The organism is Actinomycetota bacterium, from assembly GCA_030650795.1.
Lineage (GTDB): Bacteria > Actinomycetota > Actinomycetes > S36-B12 > S36-B12 > UBA11398.
Genome location: JAUSDJ010000017.1, coordinates 137,008 through 153,433, shown reverse-complemented (window position 1 = coordinate 153,433; position 16,426 = coordinate 137,008). Strand labels below are relative to the sequence as shown.

Sequence of the window (16,426 nt, the reverse complement as noted above, 5' to 3'; positions counted from 1 at the left end):
TCTGGTTGTGTGTCAGGCGTGTGCGTGTAGCGGTTTTCCAGCGAGAGCAAGGTGTGCCTCGCCCATAGCTTCATTTTGCGTGGGGTGCGCGTGAATCAGACGAGCCACATCTTCTGGATGCGCTTCCCAGTTCACGATCAACTGTGCCTCGCCGATCTGTTCTCCCATGCGTGAGCCGACCATGTGAATACCGACAACTGGTCCTTCTTTGACCTGTACCAGCTTGATGAATCCGGCAGTGCCAAGGATCTGACTCTTGCCATTGCCGCCGAGGTTGTACTCGTAGGTCGCGACATTGTCACCATGTTCTGCGCGAGCTTGGGCCTCGGTCAGACCAACACTGGCGACCTCGGGTTCGCAGTACGTGACCTTCGGGATGTTGACGTCGGCGATCACCATTGGACGAAGCCCAGCGATTTCTTCAGCAACGAAGATCCCGTGTTGGAAGCCACGATGAGCAAGCTGCAGACCCGGCGTGATGTCGCCAACAGCGAAGACACCTGGAACATTCGTGTTCAGTCGTTCGTCGACCAGCACCCAACCGCGGTCCATCGCAACGCCTTGTTCCTCAAAGCCCATGCCGGATGCATTCGGCCCACGACCCACGGCCACCAGTAGGAGATCTGCATCTATGGTCTTGCCGTCTTCAAGAGTGACGTGCACTCCGGAGTCATCCTGAGTGGCTGAGGCAAAAAGGATGCCGAGGGAGAAGTTGATGCCGCGCTTGCGGAATGCGCGCTCAAGCTGCTTGGAAACTGCCTCGTCCTCATTTGGAACGAGATGCGGCAAGCCCTCGACGATGGTGACTTCAGAGCCGAACGACTTCCAGACGCTTGCAAACTCAACACCGATCACTCCACCCCCGAGCACGATGACGCGCTCGGGGATGTAATCAAGGGTGAGCGCTTGATCAGAAGTCATGATGCGTCCGCCGATGTCCAAGCCAGGGATTGATCGGGCATACGAGCCGGTTGCCAGGATCAGATGCTCTCCGGTGTACTGCTGTCCATTGACTTCAACAGTCTTGGGGCCAACGAGTCGGCCGGCACCTTCCACGAAGGTCACATTGCGGCTCTTCACGAGTCCTTGCAGGCCTTTGTACAAGCGCGCAACAACACCATCGCGATAGTCGTTGACCTTCTTCATGTCGATGCCATGCAGGGTCGCGTTGACGCCGAACTGCTCGCTCTCGCGCGCAGAATCAGCCACCTCCGCAGCGTGAAGAAGCGCCTTGGTCGGGATGCAGCCGCGATGCAGGCAGGTGCCGCCAAGCTTGTCCTTGTCGATAAGGATGACGCTCTTGCCTAGTTCGGATGCACGGAGAGCGGCGGCATAGCCGCCACTGCCTCCACCGAGGATGACCAGGTCAGCGTCTGCCACCAAAACTCCCGCCAGCGATCTTGAGCCGAGCGTCTACTCGGCCGATGATTTCTCCTGCCTATCTTGCCGCAAGCGTCCTAGCTACCTGAACGAAGGTGCGCACTGTTGAGCCCGTACCGCCCTTTGGCGTATAGCCATAGGGGCTCTTGTCGTTGAACGAGGGTCCGGCGATGTCGATATGCACCCAGGGCTGACCGTCGGGAATGAATTCCTTGAGGAAGATGCCGGCGGAGAGCATGCCACCGAGGCGGTCGCCGATGTTGGCGATATCAGCGGTGGGGGAGTCAATTGATGCGCGAAGGTACTCCGGCAGTGGCATCGGCCAGGCCGCTTCACCGGCCTCCTGCGCTGCGGCGCACACGAGTGAACGTGCGTCATCGCTGTTGGCCATCACGCCTGCTGTGCGCGTGCCCAGGGCAATGCGCTGCGCTCCCGTGAGCGTGGCTACGTCGATGAGCAGATCTGGCTTCTCCAACACAGCCATGCCGAGGGCATCAGCGAGCACGAGGCGACCCTCGGCGTCGGTATTGAGTACCTCGACAGTCGTGCCGTCAAACATCGTGATGACATCGCCTGGACGCTGGGCGGTGCCGCTGGGCATGTTCTCTGCCGTTGGGACCCAGCCAGTGACCTTGACCTTGATGCCGAGCTTTGCGATGGCTTGCATTGCGCCGATGACGGCCGCTGCGCCTCCCATGTCGCCCTTCATCTCATCCATGCCAGCAGCGGGCTTGATGGAGATGCCGCCGGTGTCAAAGGTGATGCCCTTGCCGACAATGGCCAGACTGGATTTGGCGCCGGTTGGCGAGTACTCCATCTTCACCAGGCGCGGTGGGTTGGCTGAACCCTGTCCCACAGCCAGGATGCCGCCGCAGCCATCGCGCTTGAGGGCTTTTTCATCCCAGATCGTGACTTTGACCGGCAATCCAGCCACTGCAGCCTTTGCCGCAGCAGCGAGGTCATTTGGGGTCAAGGCATTTGGGGGAGTGTTGACGAGATCACGGCTCAGATACACCGATTCGGAAAGCACTGCCGCAGTGGCGATAGCGGACTTGCTTTCGCTGACCGCTTCCTTCGTCACGAGCAGCACGATGTTTGGCGATGCAGTCTTGGGCTTCGCCTTGCCCTTGAAATTGGTGAATGAGTACGCACCCAATTGCGCTGCAAGTGCAGTTGCGAGCACATGGTCGTGGCTTGGAGAGGCGACGATCGCGATCTTCCTGTTGCTTGACAGCGACCGAACTGCTTCGCCAATGGCAGTTCGCAAGCTCTCGAGATCGGCAGTTGCGGCAAAGTCGCCGATTCCGAGCAGTGCGATCTTCTTGGCAGCGAAGCCGCTTGGCGAAGGGATGATCGTCAACTCACCAGCCTTGGCGGAAGCGCCTACGGAGGCGGCTGATTCGAGAATTCGATTGCCTTGAGCTGCGGTTAAACCGTGCGCGGCAAGGGCGAGCGACTTGCCCTTGCCCGGCATGATCGCGATGACCAGGGCATCGCAGGCAGTTGTATTGGGGGCAGTGGAAGCAACAGTCAAAGTCATGCCGGAACCCTAGCCCGATCTGCTTGTCGCGAGCAGTGCGTTCGTTACTTCGCAGAACGAGTACCTTCGTGCCGTGAACTCAGGATTGCGTGAGACTCCGCTCCACAGTCGGCACATGCAGTTGGGTGCCAAGATGGCCGACTTCGGTGGCTGGGATATGCCGATCGAATACACCGGAGTGCTGGTCGAGCACGAAGCGGTGCGAACCGCAGTCGGGATATTCGATGTCTCGCACATGGGCAAGGTCCGCATCTACGGTGATGGCGCACTGGCCTTCCTGAATTCGGTGCTCACCAATGATCTGGATCGCATAGGCGACGGCAGCGCTCAGTACACGATGCTGTGCAATGAATTTGGTGGCGTGGTCGATGACTTGATCGTCTATCGCTGGGCCGACAACGAAATCTTCATGGTGCCCAATGCTGCGAATGCAGGTGCGATCGTCCAATTGCTGACTGACAGCGCACCGGCCGGCGTCACGATTGAGAATCATCACGACACGCACGGAATTATCGCGGTGCAGGGTCCGAATAGTCGCGCACTGCTCGAGACGATCGGCTTGCCGACCGAACTGGAATACATGTCGATGGTCAGCGCAAGCCACCGAGGCGAACCAATCATCGTGTGTCGAAGCGGCTATACGGGCGAGCTCGGCTTCGAATTGGTCATTCCGAACATCATCCTTGGTTCAGTTTGGGATGTGCTGCTCGAGCGGGGCCGGTCGCTGAGCGCGATTCCCGCTGGGCTGGGCGCGCGCGACACTCTGCGCCTTGAGATGGGCTATCCATTGCATGGGCAGGACATCGCCCCCGACATCTCACCTGTTGAAGCGGGCCTTTCCTGGGCGGTGGGTTGGGACAAGCCGGAGTTCACCGGACGCGAAGCACTCATCAAGCAGCGAGCCGATGGCCCTCGTCGCAAACTACGGGGACTGAAGTCAATTGAGCGCGGCATTCCGCGAGCACACATGCACGTTCATGGATTGGCCGATGCAGAGTTGTCGGAACCGGTCATCGGTGACATCACGAGCGGCACTTTTTCACCAAGCTTGAAGTGCGGCATCGCGCTGGCACTGCTTGATGCAGATGTGGAACCGGGATACGACGTCTTGGTTGATGTTCGTGGCAAGCCGATTCGCTTCCAGGTGATCAAGCCGCCATTCATCGCCTCATCAACTCGCTGATCAGTAGGAGTATGTGGACCGTCTGCTAGCCCAAATGCGGGAGCAGTAGAGCAAGCGCGATCAAGCACGCTGTCGTTGTGCACTCGATGACACAGCCGAGCACATCGCCGGTGACGCCACCAAGGCGATGTCGCGTAATGACGAGGACCCCCGTTGCGGCGATCATTCCGATCACTGCTGCGAGCACTCCCGCAATCCCCAGCAGGGGGTAGGCGCCGATGCACATCACCAAGGCCCAGGAAATTGGCACGGCAAGTGGCACTCTGCCCGCGACCACTGAGCCCAGACCATCCGTCCTGGCCGCCGGCCAGAACGAAGTGCAGGCCCAAGTCAGTGCGATTCGACCAGTGGTGACAGCAACGATGAAAGCGATCAGCGCATGGCCTGCCTCGGCGCAAGCACCAATCGCAAAGGCTTGCAGCATCAGATTCAGGACAAGCACGATGACCCCGAAAGGTCCGATATCGGATTTTCGAGCGATCTCGAGCGCCTGTGCGGCTGGCTTGCCACTGCCGAGCGCATCAGCAGTATCGGCGAGGCCATCTAGGTGGATTGCGCGAGTTGTGAATGCCAGGAGTGCGATCGAACTAGCCGCAAGCAGCAGTGTTACCGACGAGCTCGCGTCAATCAGCAAGGGCAATCCGCAAACCAAGGCGAGTAGCGCGCCAATGACCGGAGCAAGGCTCATTGCCCAAGCTGCAGTGGAGCCAGAGACCGTGCGAGGAGCCGGAACCGGCAAGCGGGTCAAGGTGCCAATCGCCAGCCGAAGTGCATCAGGCATCCTGCTCGCTGACTCCTGCCTCATCAAAGGTTGCCATTTCAGCAAGCAAGGAGATAGCGGCTTGGACGACTGGGAGTGCAAGCAGCGCGCCGGTTCCTTCGCCAAGCCGCATCGAGTAGTCGATCACCGGCTGAAGGTCGAGGTGGTTGAGCGCAGCCGTGTGGGCTGGCTCTGAGGATCGATGCCCGGCAAGCCACCAGAGTTTGGCTCGATAGTCGATGCGATCGGCAACCAGCGCGCATGCTCCCGAAATCGTCCCGTCCAAGATAACCGGCGTCTTGCGAATTGCGGCTTGAACGAGGAAGCCAGTCATGGCCGCGAAATCAGCTCCACCCACGCACGCGAGCAGTCCAATGGGGTTGCCGAGTTCTGGCCTTCCGCGATGCATGGCATCCCGCACTGCTGCACATTTGCGCATCCACGTCTGATCATCGATGCCGGTTCCCAAGCCGGTGACTTTGGAGGCATCAAGGCTTGTGACTAGCCCGGTGAGAGTTGCTGCCGGCGTGGTGTTTCCAATGCCCATGTCTCCAGGGATCAGCAGATCGGCACCGCTATCGATCTCTTCATCGGCAATCTGGCGACCTAGATCAAATGCTGCTTGTGCCTCCTCGACTGTGATGGCGTTCTCCCGATCAATGGATCCGCTGCTACGTCGAATTCGATGCCGCGCGACCTCGGGTGCAAGCGATGCAAGATAGGAAAGGTCTGCGTCGACGCTCACATCGACTACACGCACTGAGGCATTGGCCTGGCGCGCGAGTACGTTCACGGCAGCTCCGCCGGCGATGAAATTGAGCACCATCTGTGCCGTGACTTCGGATGGATAGGCGGATGTTCGGGCGGCTGTAGCGACACCGTGATCACCAGCGAAGATCACCACGGTTGGCTGAGCAAAGCTGCTTGGCGGGCACTTGCCTTGCACCGCGCTGACCCATCCGCTGATCGGCTCAAGCCTGCCAAGTGCTCCCGCGGGCTTGGTCAATCGCAATTGCCGGGCCATGGCCGCTTCGCGCATCCGCTCATCGGGCATGCTGACCTGTGGCAACTCATTCATGACTGTCCTTTGCGAGCAGTGAAGCGACGGTCGCGAGTGGCAGAACTCTGCCAGCCACGATGAAGTAGGCCGCAGAACACGCCTGGGCCAGTCGGGCGTTCGTGATGCCGAGCAGATCGCGAAACAGTCGCCCCGCATAGGTGGGGGGCACGACTCCTTGTCCTGCCTCGTTGCTGACCATGATCAAATCAACTTCGCAAGCCTGAACCGCTGCAACAAGTTCATCGATCTTGATGTTGATACTGGCGAGTGAGTCGTGTTGGTCGGCGACTTCGCGATTCCAAATGCCGGACTCGTCGAGCACACCTGTCAGCCACAAGCTGATGCAGTCGATGAGCAGAGTCCCGCCTGCATGGGTGCGCAGCACTCCGACAACGTCTGTGGATTCCACCGTTGTCCAGGCCACGGGTCTGCGAGCTTGATGTGTGGCAACCCGCTCTCGCCATTCGGCATCGTCAGGGCGATCCCCGCCTGTGGCGAGGTACGTCACTCTCCCTCGATTCATCGCGAGCGCCTCAGCAAATGTTGACTTGCCTGAGCGAGCTCCACCAATCACGAGAGTGCGAACCGCATGGGTCGTCCGAGTGTCAATGACTGTCCCGTCATCAACTGCGCGGGCGCCGAACTCGGCAAGTTCAAGAGTGAGTTCTGCAATCGGGGGATTGTGATGGCTGAGATGGAAAGCGACGACATCGGTCGCATTGGTGACCGCGCCGACCACCCGAAGATTCTCGAGTGTGTCGGGCAGGGTTTTCAGATCGAGATGCCCCGTGTCATGAGTGTGATGACGGCCAAATGTCTCCTCGATCAATACCAAAGTGAAGTCGCGATCGCGCACTGCTTCAAGAGTTTGTTCTTGCAACGGACCGGTGTCCGTGGCATAGAGAAGTCGGTCACCGTCTACCCCCGTGATGTCATAGAGCACGGCCTCATCGGCAAAGGGATCGCCATTGCCATGTCCGTGAGCCGCTGCCAGCACTTGCACTTGGACATCGCCCTGCACGGTGCGCGCTGTGAATTCATCTCCGGCTTGCACAGCGTGAAAGGCAACTGGCGCGTCCGGATCGAGCCAATGTTCAAATCGGGAGATCGCGAGAGGCGGTCCGTAGATGTGCAGAGTTCTCAGGTCGCTGATCCACGACCGCCACAACAGGAATTCAGGAGCGAGGTGATCTGCATGACCATGGGTGAACAAGATGTGATGAACCTTGTTCAAGGAAAGTCCGAACCGGCTGGCGGAATTGGCCAGAGTCGGACCCCAGTCGATCAGCAACTCATTGTCGATAAGTGCGCAGCTTGATGCGCGCGCATTGCCGGTAGCTCTCTGACTTTCACAAGAGTCGCAGACGCAGAATGGATTCGGCCAGCCATCCGCAGATCCAGTGCCCAGCAATTGAACCTTCACAATGCAGCGCCTTCAAAGGTGGGGACGGCACCGAAGTTTGCGCGCCGCGAAGCCCTACGCAGCGCAGTGAGAATCGTGGAGCCAGCCAGCATGATGAGGACGACGGTGAGCACTGCGCGCGGAATGTCATAGCCAAGACTTGTGACGATGGTGAAGTGGATCCAGGCCAGCAGATTCTGACTTAGTGGTGCGCCCGCCTCAAATGCGATAGCCGACGGGAGCCCGGCGCTAAAGGGCCAAAACCACAAGTTGAGCAGCAGCCCGTAGGCGAAGGCGGCGAGAGCCCCATATGCAGACAGCAACAGAAGTTCGCGTTTGCCACTTGCTCGCGGCAGCAGGCCCGCCCCCAAGCCAACCCAAGCGGCACCCAGCATCTGGAACGGCAGCCATGGACCGACTCCACCCGTCATCAATGCCGAAGCGAAGAGCGATACGGCGCCAAGGCTGAAGCCGAAGCCAGGCCCCAAGGCTCGACCTCCGAGCACAAGGATGACCCAGATCGGTTCCAACCCCGCGGCGCCCCCACCGAGTGGGCGCATCGCGGAGACCACTGCAGCGAGCACACCGAGCAAAGCCACCGCCTTTGCATCCATGCCGCCATCGGTGAATTGCGCGAGTACGACTGCGAGTAAGAGTGGAACCACGAGCGCGAACAGCCAAGGTGCGTCATTGGCATGTGCGACTGCGGTCGAATCTTGAGCGGCGAAGAGTGGCCACGTGAATGCGATGCCACCGACGATCGAGGTGGCAAGAATTGCGAGTAGCGATCGCCTGCCAATGCGAACTGCCGGTGTCATCCCACTGCTCCGCCACTTATGGGCGCGTGCGTTCGCAGAATCAATGGGCCGATCGTCGCGATGACATCGGAAACCGTGAGCCACGGGTGCGGGGACAGCACCTTCGCGACCTGAGGAGCGAACATTGGCGAAGACATCACGACTTCGGCCGTGGTGCCGTCAGCAACAATCTCGCCCTCGGCGAGCACAAGCACACGCGTGGCTACCTCTGCTGCGAGTTCGACGTCGTGGGTTGCCAGCATGATTGCGTGACCAGCACCAGCAAGATCGCGAAGGACGGCGGCCAGGCGAAGCTTCGTTGGGTAGTCCAATCCCCGAGTGGGCTCGTCCAAGAGCAATAGCGGAGGCCGCGCGGCCAGGACGACTGCAAGTGCCAGTAACAGCCGTTGTCCTTCGGATAGATCGCGCGGGTGGGTGCTGTCAAGAATTTCGGGAGCAAGCAGGGCAAGCAAGGCTCGGGCGGTACCCGGATCAACATGGGCGTCGCGATCGGCGGCCTTGCATTCATCGGCGACAGTGGTGGCTTCGAGCAGGTCACCGGGAACTTGTGGCACCAGCCCCACTGACTGCAGGAGTTCAGAGCCTTTGAGAGTGCTTGCGTCCTTGCCATTGGTGGTGATGCGGCCAGAAGTGCTGGTACGCAAGCCGACCATCGCGTTGAGCAGGGTGGATTTTCCAGCGCCATTTCTGCCCATGAGTGCCACGACTTCGCCGCGATGTACCGAAAGGGAAATACTGCGCAGCGCAGAGTGCGATCCGTATCGAACGGTGAGATCTGTTGCTTCAACAAGGGTGTCGTTGGCGCCGTGGCTTGGGACAGCGCGCAACGGCGGAGCTTGGCCGACAAGTAGCGCTCGCAATGGCCCGGCGGCGCGGCGGGCATCTCGCACAGAGAGCGGCAGCGGAGTCCAACCGGCAATCCGTCCGAGTTCGACCACGGGTGGCGCAATGGGTGCTTCGCGCATGACTTCCTGCGGAGTGCCGATCACAATCTGCTGGGCATCGCCCGGAACGACAATGATCCGATCTGCGTATTGCACTACCCGCTCGAGACGGTGTTCGGCCATCACCACGGTCATGCCGAGATCGTGCACAAGGCGTTGCAGCGCCGCCAGAATTTCTTCAGCAGCCCCCGGGTCAAGTGCAGACGTTGGCTCATCTAGGACAAGCACCTTTGGATGGGCAGCGAGGACGGCACCGATAGCCACGCGCTGTTGTTGTCCGGCAGACAAGGTAAGCAGGGGGCGATTGCGAAGATCGGCAAGCCCAAGCAGATCAAGGGTTTCTTCCACTCGCCTGCGCATCACCTCAGGCCGAAGGCCCAGACATTCCATGCCGAACGCCAGTTCTTCCTCAACAGTGTCGGCTACAAATCCACTTGCGGGGTCCTGAGGCACCACACCGACGAGGTCGGCAAGTTCGCGAGGTGGATGAGTGCTCGTGCTTCGACCATCAATGGTGACTTCGCCGTTCAGCGTGCCACCGGTGAAGTGGGGCACTAGCCCATTGATCGCTTGCAACAGAGTGCTTTTACCGCTCCCCGTTCTGCCAACGACGAGCACGAGCTCGCCTTCGAGCAGCTCCAGATTTACGTCCTGCAATACCGGGCGTGCTTGACCGGGATACGTCACCGTCACGTGATCGAACCGAATCATGCCGCCGCCCCTGCGAGATCCCGATGCTCAGTTCGCAAGGCGTACATCCGTGGAACTTCAGGTGCAGTGATGGCGGGAGTCAGGGCAAGAAGTAGTCCGACCACTGCAAGTGCGGGCAGTCCTGGCCAGGTGGGTGGATCGACTTCGGTAGCAAAGCCGGCGGGAAACCACCAAGCCGCGCTGATGAAGCAGCCGGCTATCGCCACGCCAGATCCGGCGACGGCCCATTCTGGAGCCCACCACGGATCAGGTCGGTATCGCGAGCGAACTGCATTGCGGGCCGACCAGCTGATGGCGAGCAAGCTTGAACCGAGTCCGGCCAGCAGCATGGGTGCGCTGAGAAGCCACGGAGTTCCTGCAGAGACCAAGCCATAGGTTCCGATGCACGCGGCAACAAGTCCGAAAGTCAGCAAACCCGCATTGATCCTCTTCTGCTTGTTGCTCATGTCACTTCGGCGCCCATAGCCGCGTGAGTCCATTGCAGCAGCCAAGGTCACGGATCTTTCCAGGGCGCCTTCGAGCACCGGCATTGCTGCACCTGCAATCGCTCGAGGTCCGCGGGTTGCCCGACCACGCAGATGACGCGCGGATTGCACTCGGGTGACGTCAGCGATCAACTGCGGGGTGAAGGTCAAGGCCACCACCACACTCACGCCGACCTCATATAGCGCCGCGGGTACCGACTTCAACAATCGACTCGGTGAGGCCAGGGAGTTTGCAGCGCCGATGCACATGATGATGGTGGCCAGTCGCAATCCGTCGTAGAAGGCCAAGAGCAGGCTTTCCAAAGTTACGGGGCCGCCAAGTCGAACTCCGGCCATCCAATCGGGCAGATCGACACCCGGCAAGGTGAACAGGGTCGTGGTGCCGATTGCGGCACCAAAGATCAGTTGCACAAGAATCCGAACCACGATGATGGCGATGCCGAGCTTTGCGAAGAACATGAATGAGCGGGCCCATGGCGCATCCGGCTTCCGAGCGCTCACGACAGTGCCAGCTACGGCAATGATGAGCACGAGCAAGAGTGGGTTCAGCGTTCGGCTGGCCGCAGTTGCCAGGCCCAAAGCCCAGACCCACCAGGCCCCGGGGTGCAACCAGCGCGCAGATCCGCGCGCGCCCAGTTGCAGGGCTGCCTTCATCTTCTTCTCCTCAACCACCATGCCAGAGCAGCCAGTGCACCCAGCGCGCCCACACCAATGATGACTGGCACAGCGCTGAATTGGTCAGCTGTTGCAGCCTGGACGCTCGGAGCGGTACTCATGACATCGCCTAGCTGAGTCTGGTCCACCACATCCGCGCAGCCGCTTGTCGGATAGCTGTCGATTGCGCAGATCAATCCGCTGCCGACACGTACTGGTCCAACGCTTCGAAGTACGTCATAACCATTGGCGTCGCTTGCCACCACGGCGCAGTAGGTCTTGAGCGGTCCGGGCTGATCACCTGACGGTGCGGCCTCAGCAAGACCGGGATCCACAACGAGCGCAACCCGCTTCTTGCCCTCGATTGCAGCAGTGTTCCCGCATATGTCAATGAACGCATGAGTTGCATCGAATCGCGGTTCATTTGCAAGGTCACCGCTGGTAGATGAGACAGCGAAGCGCCAGCCCTCAACAGATCCGTCGGCAGGCGTGGTGCCCGCTGGCCCGGCTTGCGCGAACTGCCAGGCACTGTCGCTGGCTTTCCAGTATGTCCAGTAGCGGTAGGCCGCTGCCTGCGCGCTGCTCGCGAAGGTGGCTGCAAGCAGCACGCCGACGAGCGCGGCCACGAGTGTGGCTCCGGCTCGTCGACATGTGTGCTTCACAAATTGCCCGTACTCGTTCTTTGCCCGTGCTGCTTCAGCCTGGATTTACTTCGTGATCGAGTTCAGAAGATTGGCGACCAGGTTGGTCTTCTCACTTCCGAATGCTCGTGGGTTGGTTCCGGTTGCTTGGGCCACCTGGATCAGCGTCGCTGCCGCGGCTGCCTTGAACTTCGGCCCGAAGAGGGTGAAAGCGGTGACGTGCTGCTTCAGCAGTGCCGATCCGGCAACAACGCCTTCTTGCCCTCTGGCGGCAGATGCCAGAGCGACAACGGCGTCAGCTGTCGCGTTGTAGTCAGCCTGATTTGGGTCCATTGCCGACGGGAGTTGACCTTTGTTGGCGACAAGCGAATTCGCCAAGAAGGCAGACACGCGTGCTTCAGATTCTGAGTTGCAATTCGTGCCCTTGACTGGCGCGTACTTGGCCGGTTTTGCAACAGGCAGCGTGCCGGCGATGCCGATCAGCCCTTGAGCTGAAGCCAGGTAGTCCGCTTTGCCACCTGGTTGGTATGGCAAGCCGAAGGTTCCAGTTCCGGTGCAGGGAACCTGAGCCTTGGTCAAGTAGGCCTGCGCCTTGTTCATTGCTGCCGCGTTGGCTGGCAGCGTTGCGGCTCCGTGGAGAGCAGCCAGCACCAATCCAGTGGAGTTCACATCTGAGGTGGCGCCGAGGGTGTAGCCCCATCCGCCATCTGCATTCTGCTTGGCAACAAGTGCGTTGATGGCCCTGTCAGCTGGAGCGTGGTCCTGAACTGCGCGCAACGCGGTTGCAGCGAGGGCCGTTGAGTTGGAGTCAGGGCCGCTGAACTTGGAAGGATCTGCGGCCGCGCATGGAGTGTCCAGTGATGCGCGGTAGGACACGAAGGTGCCGTCAGCGCACTGCTGTGACTTGAGCCAAGTCGTTGCGGCGGCTGGAACCTTGTTGAGGGGCTGTAGGGCGATGATCGACAGCGACTGGCGGTAGACGCCGTCATATGTTGGATCAGCCGCACCGAACAGACCAGTGTTGGTTGATGCGGCAAGTGCCGGACTCATGAGCGTGGCAGCCGCCAGGCTGATTCCGGCAACGCCAATGATGGATCGGGTCAGACGTGACATTTTTTCTCTTTCGGTGAGCGGGTCGTGAACGATTGCCCGCAAGACCGATGGCATCCATCGATTCGGGGCTCTATTCCGTTACCTCGACGGATGGAGCCGCTCGTGCTTGTCAGGTGCTCCGACTCACCTCAAAGAGGCACACGGTTGCGGGACAGCGCCGGACTCTCACCGGACTTCCCCTGAATTTCAAGCACGTGGATGAAGTTGTGCTGCGCATCCTAGGGTGTCGGTGTGAAGCATCGCTACCTCGGTCGCAGCGGCCTAAAAATCAGTGAGATCACCCTTGGCAACTGGATTACCCACGGTTCGCAGGTGGATGACAGCACTGCGCATTCCACTGTTCATGCCGCGCTCGATGTGGGCATCTCATCCTTCGATACGGCTGATGTCTATGCAGGTACTCGTGCTGAAGTTGTTCTGGGGGAGGCGCTGAAGGGTCAGCGACGCGAGCAACTCGAGATCTTCACCAAAGTGTTCTGGCCAACTGGCCGTGGCCCGAATGACCGGGGCTTGAGTCGCAAGCACATCACCGAGGCGATCAATGGTTCCTTGCGCCGTTTGAACATGGATTACGTGGATCTCTATCAAGCCCATCGTTTCGACAACGAGACTCCTCTGGAAGAAACCCTTCGGGCATTTGATGACTTAGTTCGCCAAGGCAAGGTGCTCTACGTCGGGGTGTCTGAATGGTCTGCTGATGAAATTCGTGCGGCCGTGCAGATCGCTGATGACATGGGATTTGATCGACTCATCTCAAACCAGCCGCAGTACAACATGTTGTGGCGAGTGATTGAGGCTGAGGTTGTTCCTACGAGCCTTGAGCTCGGACTTGGACAGATCGTGTTCTCACCTATAGCCCAGGGGGTGTTGAGCGGAAAGTACCTGCCAGGTCAGCCTCCACCTGCGCAATCGCGCGCGACTGATGAAAGTGGCGGCTCGAACATGATCTCCCGCTGGATGCGCGAAGACGTCCTCACTGCAGTGCAAGGCCTCATTCCGATCGCTCAAGAACTGAGCATCACCCCCGCTCAACTCGCAGTCGCCTGGGTGCTGGCCCAACCGAATATCTCCTCGGCAATTGTCGGGGCATCAAGACCCGAGCAGGTGCGGGAAAATGCCAAGGCCTCTGAAATTGAACTCACGCCCGATGTGCTCCAGACGATTGATCTCGTCCTGGGCGACCTGGTGTCGACAGATCCAGCGCTCACTATCTCGCCGACCACCCGGCCTTAGAGCAAAAGGGGAATTTTCATGGATTGGACTTGGCAGACGCAAGCCGCTGATGGCTCTGCCGCAGAGTCGGTGCTCGCCAACGATTCGGCATTTCCCACGCAGGGAGATGCCGAAACGTGGATAGGCGAGAACTGGCACGATCTGGTGGAGGAAGGCGTTGTGCAGGTGAGCCTGCTCAACGGTGCCAGCATCATCTACGGGCCGATGAGCCTGTTGCCAGCAAGTGAGTAACCGCTAGCGCGGCTTCCCACCGCGCTTGACTCTTGCTGGGGGCAGTCGCAGGCGGCGCAACTGCATCACGCGAAGGATCGCGTACAGGGACAGCCCCTTGCGGTCCTTGTTCTCGGGAAAACTCTCGGCCGCCAAGCGATTCAACATGAACACCATGATGATTGTGTCGATCACGAGCAGTGCTGCGAAAGCGAAGAAGACGATGGTCACCCAGAATTGAATGGGTTGAATCGGAATGAAGCCAAGCACGAGCACTCCGACCGCGATCAAGATGAAGTACTCGGCCATCGTGAAGCGTGAATCGACAAAGTCTCGGGCGAATGCTCGTGCTGGTCCTTGATCGCGAGCAGGCATGAAGCGTTCCTCGCCGGCCATCATTCCGCGGCGTGAACGTTCGCGCTCTGCGCGGGCGCGTTCCTTTGCAGCCTTCTTGCCCTCTTTGGTGTTGGTCGTGACTGGCACCTTGACCCGCTGCTTGCGCGCGGCTTCGGCTTCGCGTCGACTGGGAGTGGCGCGACCCTTGCCAGCTGCCGATTGATCGACTGAAGTGGTCGATGGGTCGCTCGACTTCGATTGCCTTCCAAACATGATGGTGCAGCGTAGTCGGCTAGTCAGCCCGGGTAGTTGGGCCGGGCAGCGCGAGCATGCGGTCCAGAGCTACGCGAGCCCAATGTGATGTTTCGGGATCCACGGTGATCTGGTTGACCAGATTGCCATCGGCCAGGGATTCAAGAGCCCAAACGAGGTGTGGCAGGTCAATGCGATTCATCGTGGCGCAAAAGCAGACCGCTTGATCCAGGAAGACGATCTGCTTGTCGGGATGATCCTGTGCCAGTCTCTTGACGAGATTTAGTTCTGTGCCGATGGCCCAGGCGCTGCCCGGTGCGGCGTTGGCAACCGTAGAAATGATGACTTCAGTTGATCCGACCGCATCCGCAGCAGATACGACTTCATGGGTGCACTCAGGATGGACGATGACCTGCACGCCTGGCACTTGTTCACGTACCTCTTGAATCGACTTCGCGGTGAAGCGAGCATGCACGGAGCAATGCCCACGCCAAAGAATCATCTTTGCCTCGCGAAGTTGCTCGATGGTCAATCCACCGTTGGGAAGGCGTGGGTTATAGATGACACAGTCATCGAGGCTGAGTCCAAGATCGAGCACGGCAGTGTTGCGCCCCAAGTGCTGATCGGGAAGGAAGAGCACCTTCTCGCCTTGCGCGAATGCCCACTCAAGACTGGCTTTGGCGTTGCTCGACGTGCACACGGAGCCGCCATTTCGGCCGGTAAAGGCCTTGATCGCGGCCGTTGAATTCATGTAAGTGATGGGGACGGTGACTTCGGCGATGCCAGCCTCCTGAAGCACCCGCCAGCATTCCTCAACCTGAGAGATCTCCGCCATGTCGGCCATCGAGCAGCCCGCGGCCATATCGGGCAGTACGACCTGCTGGCGATCAGAAGTCAGGATGTCCGCGCTCTCGGCCATGAAGTGGACGCCGCAAAAGACGATGTACTCAGCTTCTGGATGGGCGGCTGCCTGCTGAGCCAGTTTGAAGGAGTCGCCCGTGACATCGGCGAACTCAATGACCTCATTGCGCTGGTAGTGGTGCCCCAGAATGAAGACCCGGTCACCCAGCCGAGCCTTGGCGGCAGCTGCGCGAGCCACCAGATCAGGATCTGAGGCCGGTGGCAGCGAACCTGGGCATTCGACTCCCTTTTCGCTGTCGGGATCAGCATTACGTCCGAGCAGGAGCAGAGCCAGAGGAGTGGGCTTGGGATCAAGCGCCAGGTCGGTCATCTGCCTATTGTCCACATTGATGGGGCATTTCGGGAATGCGAGGTGAAGAACTGGCGTTAACCCTGTCGTAGACTCTTCAGGCAACCACCTATGGAAGGACCGCAATGACAGCTGACGTCAAGATTCAGACGGTGCCCACGATTGACGGCATTGTGCTCACGAGCACTGCAGCTTCGAAGGTCAAGGCCCTCCTTGAAGCCGAGGGTCGCGATGATCTTGCTCTGCGCGTAGCCGTTCAGCCAGGTGGCTGCTCTGGCCTTCGCTACCAGCTCTTCTTCGATGACCGCAGTCTTGATGGCGATGTCACGAAGGACTTTGGCGGCGTCGGGGTCGTCACCGATCGCATGAGCGCCCCGTACCTCAATGGCGCGACGATCGACTTCGTTGACACAATCGAGAAGCAGGGTTTCACGATCGACAACCCCAACGCTTCGGGTTCCTGTGCCTGCGGAGACTCGTTCAACTAAGTCTCA

The 16,426-nt window shown here is 59.7% G+C and carries 16 protein-coding genes and 1 riboswitch; of the genes, 4 read left to right on the top strand and 12 right to left on the bottom strand.

Annotated elements, in window-relative coordinates:
* Positions 1 to 12 precede the first annotated feature (12 nt).
* Positions 13 to 1,380 (bottom strand): dihydrolipoyl dehydrogenase, encoded by a 1,368-nt coding sequence (lpdA, locus tag Q7L55_04560; protein ID MDO8731831.1) that lies wholly within the window; start codon positions 1,378 to 1,380, stop codon positions 13 to 15.
* A 58-nt stretch (positions 1,381 to 1,438) separates the two neighbouring features.
* Entirely contained in the window at positions 1,439 to 2,920 is a 1,482-nt protein-coding gene (locus tag Q7L55_04555) for a leucyl aminopeptidase (protein ID MDO8731830.1), read from the bottom strand.
* A gap of 73 nt (positions 2,921 to 2,993) precedes the next feature.
* Between Q7L55_04555 and gcvT the strand changes: the two genes are divergently transcribed.
* Positions 2,994 to 4,103, top strand: coding sequence for a glycine cleavage system aminomethyltransferase GcvT (gene gcvT / locus Q7L55_04550; GenBank protein ID MDO8731829.1), 1,110 nt, complete (start codon positions 2,994 to 2,996; stop codon positions 4,101 to 4,103).
* A 25-nt stretch (positions 4,104 to 4,128) separates the two neighbouring features.
* Here the strand turns inward: gcvT and Q7L55_04545 are convergent, their stop codons facing one another.
* The 8 genes from Q7L55_04545 to Q7L55_04510 form a co-directional block, all read right to left on the bottom strand.
* Complete coding sequence (locus Q7L55_04545) at positions 4,129 to 4,884, bottom strand: adenosylcobinamide-GDP ribazoletransferase (protein MDO8731828.1); 756 nt, start codon at positions 4,882 to 4,884, stop codon at positions 4,129 to 4,131.
* Positions 4,877 to 5,941: a nicotinate-nucleotide--dimethylbenzimidazole phosphoribosyltransferase gene (gene cobT, locus Q7L55_04540; protein ID MDO8731827.1), complete on the bottom strand. Its 1,065-nt coding sequence runs from the start codon at positions 5,939 to 5,941 to the stop codon at positions 4,877 to 4,879. Before cobT ends, Q7L55_04545 begins: the two co-directional genes overlap by 8 nt.
* Positions 5,934 to 7,346, bottom strand: coding sequence for a bifunctional adenosylcobinamide kinase/adenosylcobinamide-phosphate guanylyltransferase (locus Q7L55_04535; protein ID MDO8731826.1), 1,413 nt, complete (start codon positions 7,344 to 7,346; stop codon positions 5,934 to 5,936). Before Q7L55_04535 ends, cobT begins: the two co-directional genes overlap by 8 nt.
* Positions 7,343 to 8,143: an ECF transporter S component gene (locus Q7L55_04530; protein ID MDO8731825.1), complete on the bottom strand. Its 801-nt coding sequence runs from the start codon at positions 8,141 to 8,143 to the stop codon at positions 7,343 to 7,345. Before Q7L55_04530 ends, Q7L55_04535 begins: the two co-directional genes overlap by 4 nt.
* Positions 8,140 to 9,798, bottom strand: a complete 1,659-nt coding sequence (locus Q7L55_04525; GenBank protein ID MDO8731824.1) for an ATP-binding cassette domain-containing protein — start codon at positions 9,796 to 9,798, stop codon at positions 8,140 to 8,142. Before Q7L55_04525 ends, Q7L55_04530 begins: the two co-directional genes overlap by 4 nt.
* Positions 9,795 to 10,937, bottom strand: a complete 1,143-nt coding sequence (locus tag Q7L55_04520; GenBank protein ID MDO8731823.1) for an energy-coupling factor transporter transmembrane component T — start codon at positions 10,935 to 10,937, stop codon at positions 9,795 to 9,797. Before Q7L55_04520 ends, Q7L55_04525 begins: the two co-directional genes overlap by 4 nt.
* A complete protein-coding gene (locus Q7L55_04515; protein MDO8731822.1) occupies positions 10,934 to 11,563 on the bottom strand; it encodes an SCO2322 family protein in 630 nt (209 codons plus the stop codon). The genes Q7L55_04520 and Q7L55_04515 overlap by 4 nt, the downstream gene beginning before the upstream one ends.
* Before the next feature lie 81 nt (positions 11,564 to 11,644).
* Positions 11,645 to 12,691 (bottom strand): prenyltransferase/squalene oxidase repeat-containing protein, encoded by a 1,047-nt coding sequence (locus Q7L55_04510; protein MDO8731821.1) that lies wholly within the window; start codon positions 12,689 to 12,691, stop codon positions 11,645 to 11,647.
* Positions 12,692 to 12,754: 63 nt separating this feature from the next.
* Positions 12,755 to 12,899: riboswitch (adenosylcobalamin (AdoCbl) riboswitch) on the bottom strand.
* Positions 12,900 to 12,922: 23 nt separating this feature from the next.
* Here Q7L55_04510 and Q7L55_04505 point away from each other — a divergent pair.
* Together Q7L55_04505 and Q7L55_04500 are read left to right on the top strand one after the other, a co-directional pair.
* Positions 12,923 to 13,924, top strand: a complete 1,002-nt coding sequence (locus Q7L55_04505) for an aldo/keto reductase family protein (protein MDO8731820.1) — start codon at positions 12,923 to 12,925, stop codon at positions 13,922 to 13,924.
* 18 nt (positions 13,925 to 13,942) lie between these two features.
* Complete coding sequence (locus tag Q7L55_04500; GenBank protein ID MDO8731819.1) at positions 13,943 to 14,155, top strand: hypothetical protein; 213 nt, start codon at positions 13,943 to 13,945, stop codon at positions 14,153 to 14,155.
* A 3-nt stretch (positions 14,156 to 14,158) separates the two neighbouring features.
* On the opposite strand, the gene Q7L55_04495 is transcribed toward Q7L55_04500, so the two are convergent.
* Together Q7L55_04495 and nadA are read right to left on the bottom strand one after the other, a co-directional pair.
* The gene (locus Q7L55_04495) at positions 14,159 to 14,743 is read right to left on the bottom strand and encodes a DUF3043 domain-containing protein (protein MDO8731818.1); all 585 of its coding nucleotides are present in this window, start codon (positions 14,741 to 14,743) and stop codon (positions 14,159 to 14,161) included.
* Positions 14,744 to 14,762: 19 nt separating this feature from the next.
* On the bottom strand, positions 14,763 to 15,953 hold the full coding sequence (gene nadA / locus Q7L55_04490) for a quinolinate synthase NadA (protein MDO8731817.1): 1,191 nt from the start codon (positions 15,951 to 15,953) through the stop codon (positions 14,763 to 14,765).
* A 104-nt stretch (positions 15,954 to 16,057) separates the two neighbouring features.
* On the opposite strand from nadA, the gene Q7L55_04485 reads away from it, so the two are divergent.
* Entirely contained in the window at positions 16,058 to 16,420 is a 363-nt protein-coding gene (locus tag Q7L55_04485) for an iron-sulfur cluster assembly accessory protein (GenBank protein MDO8731816.1), read from the top strand.
* Positions 16,421 to 16,426: the final 6 nt, after the last annotated feature.

What these genes read in the sequence shown, in the direction of transcription:
- Q7L55_04555 (MDO8731830.1), bottom strand. Translation starts at nt 2,920, where the DNA reads ATGACTTTGACTGTTGCTTCCACTGCCCCCAATACAACTGCCTGCGAT.
- Q7L55_04545 (MDO8731828.1), bottom strand. Translation starts at nt 4,884, where the DNA reads ATGCCTGATGCACTTCGGCTGGCGATTGGCACCTTGACCCGCTTGCCG.
- cobT (MDO8731827.1), bottom strand. Translation starts at nt 5,941, where the DNA reads ATGAATGAGTTGCCACAGGTCAGCATGCCCGATGAGCGGATGCGCGAA.
- Q7L55_04530 (MDO8731825.1), bottom strand. Translation starts at nt 8,143, where the DNA reads ATGACACCGGCAGTTCGCATTGGCAGGCGATCGCTACTCGCAATTCTT.
- Q7L55_04525 (MDO8731824.1), bottom strand. Translation starts at nt 9,798, where the DNA reads ATGATTCGGTTCGATCACGTGACGGTGACGTATCCCGGTCAAGCACGC.
- Q7L55_04520 (MDO8731823.1), bottom strand. Translation starts at nt 10,937, where the DNA reads ATGAAGGCAGCCCTGCAACTGGGCGCGCGCGGATCTGCGCGCTGGTTG.
- Q7L55_04510 (MDO8731821.1), bottom strand. Translation starts at nt 12,691, where the DNA reads ATGTCACGTCTGACCCGATCCATCATTGGCGTTGCCGGAATCAGCCTG.
- Q7L55_04500 (MDO8731819.1), top strand. Translation starts at nt 13,943, where the DNA reads ATGGATTGGACTTGGCAGACGCAAGCCGCTGATGGCTCTGCCGCAGAG.
- Q7L55_04495 (MDO8731818.1), bottom strand. Translation starts at nt 14,743, where the DNA reads ATGTTTGGAAGGCAATCGAAGTCGAGCGACCCATCGACCACTTCAGTC.
- nadA (MDO8731817.1), bottom strand. Translation starts at nt 15,953, where the DNA reads ATGACCGACCTGGCGCTTGATCCCAAGCCCACTCCTCTGGCTCTGCTC.
- Q7L55_04485 (MDO8731816.1), top strand. Translation starts at nt 16,058, where the DNA reads ATGACAGCTGACGTCAAGATTCAGACGGTGCCCACGATTGACGGCATT.